General features: G+C 63.9%; 10 protein-coding genes. 8 read left to right on the top strand and 2 right to left on the bottom strand.

The window, feature by feature from the left end:
* Positions 1–5: 5 nt before the first annotated feature.
* The 4 genes from ACOYYX_RS21410 (at position 6) to egtD (ending at position 5,086) form a co-directional block, all read left to right on the top strand.
* Positions 6–818 carry an ABC transporter ATP-binding protein gene (locus ACOYYX_RS21410; protein WP_422931651.1) on the top strand — a complete coding sequence of 271 codons (813 nt, stop codon included), beginning with the start codon at positions 6–8 and terminating at the stop codon, positions 816–818.
* Between the two features lie 304 nt (positions 819–1,122).
* Positions 1,123–1,992 (top strand): prolyl oligopeptidase family serine peptidase, encoded by an 870-nt coding sequence (locus tag ACOYYX_RS21405; RefSeq protein WP_422923516.1) that lies wholly within the window; start codon positions 1,123–1,125, stop codon positions 1,990–1,992.
* A 396-nt stretch (positions 1,993–2,388) separates the two neighbouring features.
* Positions 2,389–3,768 (top strand): 6-phosphofructokinase, encoded by a 1,380-nt coding sequence (locus tag ACOYYX_RS21400; RefSeq protein ID WP_422923514.1) that lies wholly within the window; start codon positions 2,389–2,391, stop codon positions 3,766–3,768.
* A gap of 292 nt (positions 3,769–4,060) precedes the next feature.
* The gene (gene egtD, locus ACOYYX_RS21395) at positions 4,061–5,086 is read left to right on the top strand and encodes an L-histidine N(alpha)-methyltransferase (RefSeq protein WP_422923512.1); all 1,026 of its coding nucleotides are present in this window, start codon (positions 4,061–4,063) and stop codon (positions 5,084–5,086) included.
* 73 nt (positions 5,087–5,159) lie between these two features.
* On the opposite strand, the gene ACOYYX_RS21390 is transcribed toward egtD, so the two are convergent.
* On the bottom strand, positions 5,160–5,921 hold the full coding sequence (locus tag ACOYYX_RS21390) for a PIG-L deacetylase family protein (protein ID WP_422923510.1): 762 nt from the start codon (positions 5,919–5,921) through the stop codon (positions 5,160–5,162).
* A 465-nt stretch (positions 5,922–6,386) separates the two neighbouring features.
* Here ACOYYX_RS21390 and ACOYYX_RS21385 point away from each other — a divergent pair, with 465 nt between their 5' ends.
* The gene (locus tag ACOYYX_RS21385; protein WP_422923508.1) at positions 6,387–7,184 is read left to right on the top strand and encodes an SDR family NAD(P)-dependent oxidoreductase; all 798 of its coding nucleotides are present in this window, start codon (positions 6,387–6,389) and stop codon (positions 7,182–7,184) included.
* 75 nt (positions 7,185–7,259) lie between these two features.
* Positions 7,260–8,033: an SDR family NAD(P)-dependent oxidoreductase gene (locus ACOYYX_RS21380; RefSeq protein ID WP_422923506.1), complete on the top strand. Its 774-nt coding sequence runs from the start codon at positions 7,260–7,262 to the stop codon at positions 8,031–8,033.
* A gap of 138 nt (positions 8,034–8,171) precedes the next feature.
* Here ACOYYX_RS21380 and ACOYYX_RS21375 read toward each other — a convergent pair whose 3' ends face one another.
* A complete protein-coding gene (locus tag ACOYYX_RS21375; RefSeq protein WP_422923504.1) occupies positions 8,172–9,239 on the bottom strand; it encodes a DUF1559 domain-containing protein in 1,068 nt (355 codons plus the stop codon).
* A 1,232-nt stretch (positions 9,240–10,471) separates the two neighbouring features.
* Here ACOYYX_RS21375 and ACOYYX_RS21370 point away from each other — a divergent pair.
* Together ACOYYX_RS21370 and ACOYYX_RS21365 are read left to right on the top strand one after the other, a co-directional pair.
* On the top strand, positions 10,472–10,903 hold the full coding sequence (locus tag ACOYYX_RS21370; protein WP_422923502.1) for a hypothetical protein: 432 nt from the start codon (positions 10,472–10,474) through the stop codon (positions 10,901–10,903).
* A 339-nt stretch (positions 10,904–11,242) separates the two neighbouring features.
* The gene (locus ACOYYX_RS21365) at positions 11,243–11,368 is read left to right on the top strand and encodes a hypothetical protein (RefSeq protein WP_422923501.1); all 126 of its coding nucleotides are present in this window, start codon (positions 11,243–11,245) and stop codon (positions 11,366–11,368) included.
* Positions 11,369–11,489 lie beyond the last annotated feature (121 nt).

Raw genomic sequence — 11,489 nt, 5'->3', positions numbered from 1 at the left:
TGCCCATGCTCGAACTCAAGCGCGTCTGCAAGACCTTCTTCCCCGGCACGCCCGACGAGGTCCGCGCCCTCCGCGGCATCGACCTGGCGATCGAGCCGGGGAGCTTCGTCGTGGTCATCGGCACGAACGGCTCGGGCAAGAGCACGACGCTGAACGCCGTCGCGGGCTCGTTCCGCGTCGACGCCGGCACGATCCGGCTGGCGGACCGGGACATCACACGATGGCCCGAGCATCGCCGGGCCAAACTGATCGGCCGCGTCTTCCAGGATCCGCTGGCCGGGACCTCGCCCACTCTCTCGATCGCCGAGAACCTCGCCCTGGCCTCGCGCCGGGGCCTACCCCGAGGGCTCGGCCGTTCGCTCTCGCGCCGGAAGACGGACGAGCTCCGCGAGCGGGTGCGACCCCTGGCGATGGGGCTCGAGGACCGGCTCGACAACCCGATCGGGAGCCTCTCCGGCGGTCAACGCCAGGCGTTGACGCTGCTCATGGCGACCTATCGCCGCCCCGAACTGCTCCTGCTCGACGAGCACACCGCCGCCCTCGACCCGAGGAGCGCCGAGCAGGTCATCCGCCTGACCGAGCAGGTCGTCCGCCGCCAGCAGCTCACCACGATGATGGTGACGCATTCGATGGCCCACGCCGCCTCGCTCGGCGACCGCCTCATCATGGTCCACCAGGGGCGCGTGATCCTCGACGCCTCGGGGGCCAGCAAGCATCGGCTCCGCCCCCACGACCTCCTCGAGAAGTTCGAGGAACTCCGCCGCTCCGACCAGCTCGACGAGTCCGCCGCGCAGCTCCTTAGACGGGTCTACGTCTAAAGCCCCGGTCCCGGCCCCAGCTTGTTCCGGTCATCGTCTTCGTGGCCTATGATGAGCAATCGGTTGATCCAGTGGATGATCGGTCGGAGCTACGGTTTGATACTTTTTGATGGTTATATATTGTTTGGCGTAAACATTAAATAGTTGTTATGTGTTATTGTGATGATGATTGGTGGGCCGTCAGCGGGCGATGCGAAATCCCGTCCAAGTGAAGCTGCAAATCTCGATTTCGAGGCCGGTTCCACCACCCCTTCTGTCGTCAGCCGTTTACGACACTCCAGCGTCAAGAGACCAAGAGTACGCCATGTTCAAAATGCAGGTCTGCGCCTCGCTCTCGATTCTTCTCCTCGCGTTGCCGCTCACGGTCTTCTCTGCCGATGAGACGAAAGCCCCGGCCCCCTCCGAGAAGATCGTCCACCTCGAGAACTTGGTCTATGGCCAGGTCCAGGGGGCGGGGTTGCTGGCGGACGTCGCATACCCCGAGTCGAGCGGGTTGAGGCCCGCGATCATCTCCGTGCATGGCGGCCGCTGGACGCGCGGGCATAAGCGGGATAGCTCCGCCATCAAGGTGGAGCAGTGGGCGGGTTTCGGCTTCTTCGCGATGGCGATCGACTATCGGCTGACGGGATGCACGCCAGTCCCCGCCTGCTATCAGGACGTCCAATGCGCAATCCGCTTCGTCCACGCCAACGCCGAGAAGTATCGGATCGACCCCAAGCGAGTCTTCCTCATCGGCCAGTCGGCGGGGGGGCACATGGTCTCGCTGGCGGGCACCCTGGGTGACGGGCCCTATCCGAGGACCGGCGGCTGGGAAAGTGCAAGCCACGATGTGCGGGCCGTCATCAGCGTGGCCGGCAACTACGACCTCCTGAGCGAAGGCTGCTGGGGCGACCTCTGGAAGCCGAACGGCGTGGATTCCGAGGAGGCGCGGAAGATCGCCTCGCCGATCCGTCATGTCCGCAAGACAAACCCGCCGATCCTGCTATTCCACTCGGACAACGACAAGTCCGTCCCCATCGCGATCGCACTTCGGATGGTCGAGACCCTGAAGGAGGCCGGGGCCGCTCACGTCTTCCACCATTATCCGACCATGGGCCACATGGGCATCAACGACGAGGTTATCAAGAGGTCGTTGGAGTTCATCAAGGACCTGCCTGACGCCCCGGCCAACTAGGTCGACAGAGGCCGTAGCTCGATTCCTTCGACGGTCTACGCCTGAAATCTTTCAAATATTCTATCAAATATGTGGGAGGTCGTTCGCGAAGATTTCTTGAGGGCGAGCCCCGCCGCGATCGGGCGGGATCGTCCGGCTCGTCGCGGCGTCGTTCGCTTAAGCTTGCAATGGTTAAGGGGCTCCGTCGAATCCTCCTCCCGGCGGGGCTCCGAGTCCTTGCGGGGTGGCCCGGTTAGGTTAGAATCCCGGTGCGACCCCGTGCTGCACGTCGTCTTGAGGTCTTTGGCGCGAGGTCCGCTCCGGCGATACTCTCCGCGCCGAGATTTCTTGAATTCGCGTGCTTCCAGGATCGTTGTGCCGAGTTTCCGGGGACGGCGTTGCGATGGGAGGAGAAGCATGAAGAGGATTGCAATTCTCACGGCCGGCGGAGATACCCCCGCGCTCAACGCCACCATCTCTGGGGCGGTCGAGCGGGCCAATCAATCGAGGGTCGAGGTCTACGGCATCATCAAGGGGTTCAGCGGCCTCTTGAATCCGCAGGTGCCCCACGTCCACCTGAACCCCCTCTTCCAGGCGATCCCCGAGCTCGACGCCACCAGGGGCGGGACGATCCTCGGGGCCTCGCGCGACTACGTCGACTCGGAGGACACCGAGACGATCGCCCGCGTCGCCGAACGCCTGGAGCGGCTCAAGATCGACGGCCTCGTCTGCGTCGGCGGAGACGGCACCCTGAACGGCATGCAGCCGCTCAGCCAGCACCTCCCGGTCGTCCTGGCCCCCAAGACGATCGACAATGACCTCGGGCTGAACTACCCGGACGAGGCCACGGCCTGGATCCGCGAGCCGGATTCCCGGCCCAAGGGCTACGTCTACAAGAAGCGACCGGAGCGGGAATTCAGCCTCGACGAGATGGTCAACTCGGCCACCCCCGGCTACGCCACGGCGGTCTTCGTCTCGTCCTTGAGCGTGCAGAGGATCCGCACCACGGCCGAGAGCCACCGCCGGATCGCGATCATCGAAGTGATGGGCCGCGATTGCGGGATGATCGCGCTCGGGACGGCCTACGGCCAGCCCGACATGATCCTCGTGCCCGAGTCGCCCCTCGACCCCGATCCGTTCGTGGAACGATTGCTGGCGATTCTCGACAACCAGAAGCACGCCGTCATCTGCGTTTCCGAGGGGGTCGTCGACCTCAACGGCCACATCTTCGGCGCGGTCACCGCGAGCAAGGATCCGGCCGGCAATACGCAGTACACGGGCGCCGCCGAGGCCATCAAGCGGCTCCTGGTCGAGAGAATCGGCGACGCCTTCTTCACCCGCCAGCGCCGCAACGAGAGCGCCGACGCCGCCATCTTCTGCCGCAAGATCGGCCACACCCAGCGCGGCGGGAGGCCGATCCTCTTCGATCGCTTCTACGCCTCGCAGCTAGGCGGTAAGGCCGTCGACCTGCTCCTCTTGGGGCTGCACAACTGCGTCACGACCCTGCAATATCGCGACGGCGGGTTCGTGCTCGACAGCATCGATGCCAACAAGCTCCGCGATCGCTGGGGCACGATCCACGCCCGGCCCCTCTCGCCGAGCTTCTACGACCCCCATCGCTTCCAGCCCTCCGCCAAGGGGATCGAGTACCTCCGAAGCATCTTCACCCACGCCCTCGGCGTCGACGACGTCGAATGCCAGCGCAACATCTTCGACACCGGCAACCTGGTCCATCCTTACGACTCGGTGAATGTGGATATCAACAAGCGAATCTTGAGGCTCCAGGCCGAGGAATGATCGCGCGGTCCCCGGGCGCCCGGCCGGGACGATCGGGCCGGGCGATCTGCGGGGATCCTGAGCCGATGGAATTCGCGGGTGCTTGGATATTGAATGGGCAGAGGTATTTCCCCGGCGATGGTCCCCTTTCGAGGGCCGCGGGGGTCGAATGTCGCTTCGGGCTTGCCTCCCTGGAATAATGCTTGAGCTGGGTCTCGCTTAATCGCCCGACCGCGTCGGCATACCGATTGCGTCAGGGGTGGGGTCACGCCCACCGATCCTGGTCGGGTGAACTCCGTGCCTGAGGTGCCCCTTGATCATCGACGCCGCGAAAGAGTCCCGACCCCAGGGCCTGACGATCGTAGACCGTCTGGGCCCCGCCGACTCCGGGAATGCCCCCTTCATCCAGGCCGTCCGCCAGGGGCTCGAGTCCGCCCATAAGTCTCTGCCCTGGACGTACTTCTACGACGAGAAGGGGTCGCAACTCTTCGAGGAAATCTGCGCCCTGCCCGAGTACTACCTGACCCGCGCCGAGGACGCGATCCTCCACGAGCACGCCGACGCCATGGTGGCTGGTTGGGACCGAGAAATGGCCCCCGCCATGGTCGAGCTCGGCAGCGGGAGCGCCTCGAAGACGCGTCGACTGATTGCGGCCGCCCTGCGACGTTACGGCCGCTTGCATTACCTGCCGATCGACGTCTCGCATTCCGCCCTCGTGGAGTCGGCCCACTCCCTCGTCCGTCACTTCTCTAACCTGCGCGTGTCCGGATACGTCTCGAGCTATCAGGACGTGCTGGGCGAGATCGCCGAGAGTGTTGCCGGGCCCAAGCTTTGGGTCTTCCTCGGCTCGAGCCTGGGGAACTACGACGAGGCTCAGGCTACCGAACTTCTCCGCCAGCTCGCCTTCGCCATGGCCCCGGACGACCGCCTGCTTTTGGGGACCGACCTCGCCAAGGACGCGGCGGTCCTGGAAGCGGCCTACGACGACGCCGCGGGGGTGACCGCGGCGTTCAACCTCAACCTCCTCGCCCGGATCAACCGCGAGTTGAAGGCCAATTTCGCTCTGGACCAATTCCGCCACCGGGCCGTCTATCGGCCGGAGATGGGACGCGTCGAGATGCAACTCGTGAGCCTCAAGGATCAGGTCGTCCAGATCCGCGAGGCTGGCCTGAAGGTGTCCTTCCGCGAGGGGGAGACGATCCACACGGAGAACTCGCACAAGTACACGCAGGAACGTCTCCAGGGCCTCGCGAGCGTTGCCGGCTTCGTCGAGGAGGCGACGTGGTCCGACCCCAAAGGCTGGTTCCAGGTTCAGCGCTGGCGCCCTGTCGTCGGCTGAGCCTCGGCACGCAGGGACAAGGAAAAGCGATGGCCCCGGAGATAACTCCGGGGCCATCGTCGCTTCGGACTTTTCAGGCGCGAGCCGGGTTGAGTGGCAGGGCGAAGTCGGGGCTTTGGACGTGGCGGATGTAGCCCTCGGCGTGGCGATGGCCGCTCTCGATCCCGCGCATCCGGGTCACGAGCTCCTGGAGCGCATAGTAGCGGTCGGGGGTCTGGCTTGCGTGGGCGTAACAAGCCGAGCGTTTGAGGGCCTCGGTCTCGCTGATGTCGACGTAGTGGGTGGGGGTGAACTGCAAGGTGTCCTCGCCGTTGGAGACCTCGTAGTAGTAGAGGGCGAACGGCTTCTTCAGGCGGAGCCAGGCGTCGTAGACGAGCATCGAGATGGCGCGATGGTCGGCGTGGCTGTCGATCGGCCAGTGGGTGAAGACGACGTCGGGGCGCTCGGCCTCGAGGATCTTGCGGAAGGCCTCGTAATGGGCCTTATCAACCACGGCGTCGCCGTCGCGCTGGCCGGCGAAGAGGGGGCGAGCCTTCAAGACCCCGCAGGCTTTTTCGGCCTCGGCGACGCGGGAGGCCCCATCATCGCCGGGCGTGTTGGGGGCCTCGCCCCGATTCAAATAGAGCAAGGCCACGTCGTGGCCGAGCGCCGCATACCGGGCGATGGTGCCGCCGCAGCCGTACTCGGGATCGCCCGGGTGTCCGCCGGTGACGATCACCTTGGACCTGGGATTCGGCCTCGGCGCGGCGGGTTCCTCGGCTGCAGAGGTGCCGGTGGCCAGCGTTGCCGCGGCCAGTGAACTCCCCAGCAGATCGCGACGTGAGATCGACTTCATGGGAAGTTGCTCTCGGAATGTCCTCGACGTCATTGGATCGTCGAGGACTGGTTGTGCGTTCTGAGTGAATGAACCACGCGCAAAGAATGGATTCCGGGTTTGTACCACCGCCCTGGCACGACCGCCAGCATCGCCCCGTTTGCGTTGGATCCCTCACTAGGCTCTCGGGACGCTTAGGTTTGCGGCTCTTAAGTTGGCCTACGCTGTGTTTACGTGGTTCGGTGCGATCGGTCTCGAATAGTTTACGTTGCTGGGCAAAGACCTTGTTGTGATGACGCTTGGAGTAGAGGAGCGGCTGCCTGCCTCAGGCTGCTTATCGCTAATTGGATCCACGTGTGATGCGATCCGCCGGGCCGCGCGATGAAATGAAGTATGCGGAGGGCTCGCGCCTCGTGGGGATAATCCTGGTAGCCTGTCGGTGACTCGGGTCGGGATGCCGCATTTGTTCGGGAGAGACTTGAACTGATGGACCTGCAACTCGGGGATGACGTGGCCGTCGTGGTGGGTGGTGCGAGAGGGCTCGGGCATGCGATCGCGTCGGCCTTCGCGGCCGAGGGGGCACGCGTCGTCGTCGTGGACCGCGACCCGGAGGCTCCCACCATCGGCGAGGCCTTGGGTAACGCGGGTCGGGGCGTCTCGGCCGACGTGACCGATTACGACGCGATGCGCTCGGTGGCGAAGGACGTGATCGAGCGGTTTGGGCGTTGCGACCACGTCGTCTTCGCGGCGGCGGTGGGGTCGGGGAAGCTTGGGTTCCCGTTCTGGAAACTCGAGCCGGGAGACTGGGACAGGGTCCTGCGGGTGAACCTGGTGGGCGCGGCGAATGTGGCGCACGCGTTCGCCCCGGGCATGGCCGAGGCCGGGAACGGCACGTTATTGTTCCTGGCGTCGGTCGCGGGGCAGATCGGCTCGCAGACGGATCCGCCCTATAGCGCGTCCAAGGCCGGGCTGATCAACTTCGCCCAGTGCGCGGCGAAGGACCTGGCCCCGTTCGGCGTGCGGGTCAATTCGCTCTGCCCGGGAATGGTGAAGACGGCGCTCAACCGCGCGGTGTATGAGACGTGGGCCTCGCGGCAGATAGAAGGCGAGATCCAGGGGTATGACGACTGGGCGGCGGACAAGATCCGCAAGCTCGTCCCGCTCGACCGCTGGCAGGAGCCCGAAGACATCGCCGCGATGGCCGTGTATCTTGCTTCCCCAAGGGCGAAGAACATCACCGGGCAGACGATCAACGTCGATGGCGGCTACGTCATGCACTGGTGATCCGACCCGAGGTCAACCTTCCCGACCGGCGACCGGCCGGGAGGGACACGCCGAACGAACAGGGGAGAGGCACGCATGCCGGGGCGTCTGGAAGGGAAAGTCGCATTGATCACGGGGGCGGCGTCGGGGATCGGCCTGGCGACCACCGAGCGTTTCTTGAAGGACGGGGCCTCGGTCGTCCTCGCCGATAATCAGGCCGAGCTCCTGGAGAAGGAGGCCGCCCGGTTCGAGAAGGAAGGCTGGCCCGTCGCCGCGGTCGTCATGGATGTGACGAAGACAGAGGACGTCCGTCGCGCGGTCGAGACAGCGGTGACTCGCTTCGGCCGGCTCGACATCCTCTTTGCCAACGCGGGCATCGGCTTCAGTCGGACGCTCGTCGAGACGACGGACGAGGACTACGACCTCGTCATGGGCGTGAACGCGAAGGGTGTCTTCATCTCGGCACGCGAGTCCGTCCGTCAGATGCTCGCCCAGGATCCGAAGGGGGGCTCGGTGGTGATCAACGGCTCGATCTCCGGGCTGGCCGGCATCACGCATCAGGCCCCGTATGCGCCGGGGAAGGGGGCGGTCGTGCAGATGACCCGGCAACTCGCGATCGAACTTGCCACGCAAGGGGTCCGGGTCAACTGCGTCTGCCCGGGGACGGTGGATACGCCCGTCTTGCAGAAAGGGATGGAGATGTCGGGAGATCCCGAGGCCTTCCTGGCGATGCTCGTCGCGGGGCACCCGATCGGTCGCATCGGCCGGCCCGAGGAGATCGCGTCGGCCGTCTCATTCCTGGCCTCCGACGAGGCTAGCTTCATCACGGGGGCGATCCTCCCCGTCGACGGCGGCTACACGGCGCGTTGAGGCGGGGCCTGGGCCTCGACATCGGAGAAGGCGGGAGTGCAGGAAAACCCGATGCCCCTTCGTCCTGGGCGAAGGGCATCGGGTCGTTGGCCGACTGGGGGAAGGCAATACCTGCGGATTCGGATTGCTTCGCGGCGATTACAGGGCGTCGGAGCTGATCACTTCGCCGCCGTTGACGGTGCCGAGCGCAACCCAGATGTTGACGGCGACGCTGTCCTTCACGAACTTGACCGAGCCGTCGAGCAGCAGGACGTTCACGCCGCCCGAATGGTTCGAGCTCGGGCCGATGAAGGAGTCGACGGTGCCGGGGGGAAGGGCGGTGACGCCGGTGCCCGAGCCGGAGGCGACGCACGAGTTCTTGTTCGGCGGCATGATGTGGTAGTACGGGCCGCCGCGGCCGGTGTCCTGCTCGGTCCAGTACTCGCCCCGGTAATCCCAGAGCACCGTCTTCGTCACGTTATTGCACAGGTTGTAGTCGTTCAGGAAGCCGTTGTTCACCGGAGGGGCGGTCATCGGATACACCATGTTCTTGCCCAGGCCATTCGAGCCCGACTGCCCCTTGACCCACTCGCTGAAGGCGGCGGTGTTGCTCGTCCCGTCGGTGGCCGAGGCCATGGTGACGCGGCGGCCGTAGAGCGTCGTCGGCCCCATCCACCAGCCGGTGCCGTTGGTCATGCCGCCGTTATTCAAACGGTTGGCCCCGCCGTTCACGGCGTAGTTGGTCACGCCGACCGTGCCCGTGGTGAAGTTGAAGATCGTGCCCGAGTTGCCCTGATTGGCATCCGAGGGGCAGATGAAGGCGTTGATCTTGGTGGAGATCACCGTCGTGTTGGCGGCGGCGAGGGTTGTGTAGGCGTCCCCCTGCCCGAAGTTGTAGGCGTTGTAGACCGCCGTCTGCTCGATGTTGGGCAGGAGACGGAGCAGGATCGACGCGTTCTGGAAGTTCGTATTGTTCGCGATCGAGCCGCCGTTGGCGGACGAGAGGCTGTTCACGTCGAGGGTACCGGCGGGCGGGACCGTGTCATTGGTGGAGATGTAGTTGTGGATCGCCAGCCCGACCTGCTTCAGGTTGTTCACGCACTGGGCCCGCCTCGCGGCCTCGCGAGCCGCCTGCACCGCGGGGAGCAAGAGGGCGATCAACACGGCGATGATCGCGATCACCACCAGCAGCTCGATCAGGGTAAAACCGCGACGTCTGACCATCATCCGCAGACTCCTTCGCATTCGAAATCGAGAAGAAACGGTAATGCCCGTGCCATCGTCTTCGACCGATGGCGGGCGTGGGGCATGCGCAGGCTGGCGAACACCGGGCGCGTCGGCCCGACGGCGCAGCCGAGCCCGGGCTCAGCTCGTCATCGACCCGGCGACGTAGGGCGAACCTGCCATGTCGCTGGAAACATGGTTGCGGGGCGAGAGGCGGTGGGCGCACGCGGACGCCTCGCCCGGTCCGGGCGTTCATCCGCGAAGGGCGCACGAATTACGGTCGGCATCGATTCCGCGGAGAGCGCGGAAGGAGGGTCGATGCGATGGCGATTTCAGACTCAACTGGCGACTGACAGCTCTGCAAGTGACTCCGAGTCGAAAGCCTCGAAACCGGGCTTTTCGTCCGGAAACCTCCGCGCTGAGACCCAAAACAGTCTGATCCGTTTCTGCGAGGCCTCAGCCCCTTAGAAACTTAGTAGGCGATCTTCATAATGTCAATGGGTGCGTACATCCATTTGTGAAGTTCTACGCGACCCACGATTCGCTTGGATTGGATGCGTGGATGCAATTGGTGGGTTCGATTTCCATCTTGAGTGTAGGAGAACGGATCATCCTCACAGTGTCATTCGAGTCGTATTGCGCCCGAAGGCGGGGGCAGGGGAGTAAGGCCACGGTGTCGAAGGCAACACCGGCTACCAGGAATTCATCAAAATGAGCGTCTCTTGCAAATGAGAATTGGTAAAACAAATATGAAATGATTATCGCGACCTCGCGAAGCGTTCGTTTGAGGGAATTGGGGTCGCTCCCGTGTGTAAGGGTGGAGATAGATCATGATAAAATAAATGAAAAATAGATGTTCAAAATTTGCAAGATCGAGGATCGAAATGGAATGAGGACTATTTGCTTCATGTGGTGTCCAAGGGCTTCGTCAGGTCGCATTGTAGGGGATTGGTGGGTCGTACTGTTGCCGAAGTGATCGCACGGGGCGATCTTGCCGCGAATGATCCCTCGTCACCCTCTTTGTGATGCACGCTTGCATGCAAAAATAGGACTCGGATCGATCCTCGGGATTTTTTTGGCCGGGTAGAGATCCGGGGCACATTTTTTGTCCTTCTCTCTCTAGCCAGGCGTCGTATTGATGTGTATCTTGATTTTACTTCTCCTTTCTCTATGTGCCTCGATCCATCGTAAAGCGAACTTCGATGAGGATTATCCCTTCGAAACGAACTGCGCTGATGATGGTGGGGGCGTTTCTTACGCTCCTCTCGAGCGGGCCGATTGCGCCCTCGCAGGCGATGGCCGGTTGCGGCAACCATGCCGTCTCGGCCGCCGAACGGGAACGATGGCTCGCGGAGCCTCAACAGCAACTCCTCTCGGCCGCCCTCTCGTCCAGTGTTCAGGGCTGGTTGGCCGAGGAAGAGTCGTTGCCCTCGCCTCACATGCCTTGCAATGGGCCAACTTGCTCCGGGAAGCCGAGCAAGCCCGCCATGCCTCCCGTCGCCTCTTCCGTCCCCATGGCCGAGCGCTGGTGTTGTTCCTCGCCAGCGACCTCGCCCTGGCGCGACCTCAAATCGGCCGCACTCCTCCGCGGCGATGATTTCCCTCAACCCAAGACCCGCGCCAACCTCATCGACCACCCTCCGTGGGTGTCCCTCTTCGCCGCCTGATACTCCAGTCGTGGAGCATCATCTGACGGGCCGTCCTGGCCTGGTTTACTGTTCGACGTATGAGTGCCAGGTTTCGGTCGCTTCTCCTTCGGGAGCTGAACTTTGGGCCGAGACTCCCTGCACGGATGGTTGACCTCGCAAGGGTTTTAGATCGCGCGAATGCGGACTTCCCCTTCGACTCGAGGTATCCAGACTCGAACGACCCGACGGTTGATGTTTCTCATTAGTCATCGCGTGTTGACGGGATATTTCCTCAGAGAGACCCGCACGGGGCTTTCTCCGGTTCGATAGGTCGGGCCCTCGCGTTTGGAGGGCCCGGTCATGGGGAGGATGAATCTCATGCAGACCCGAACTTTCCCGACCATCAGGGCTATCGATAAGGCGTCCGAACAGGCCTGGACGATCGCCAACTTCGTCATGCTATCACTCGTCGCCATGACGGTGATCTTCATGTCGGGACGCTGAGCGAACGCTTGCGCATCCGGACATTCGATGGGTTGGTCGATCGGGCAAGGGGGGCGTCGGGAGCGTCCAGACCCGGGGGATATCCCTGGCGGTTCGCGGTCCCGAGGCCCCTTGCCGGAAC

The sequence above is a fragment of the Singulisphaera chitinilytica genome (genome assembly GCF_049331405.1).
Taxonomy (GTDB): domain Bacteria; phylum Planctomycetota; class Planctomycetia; order Isosphaerales; family Isosphaeraceae; genus PoT.
The sequence above is the reverse complement of the archived record's forward strand: the minus strand, read 5'-3'. Positions and strand labels throughout refer to the sequence as shown.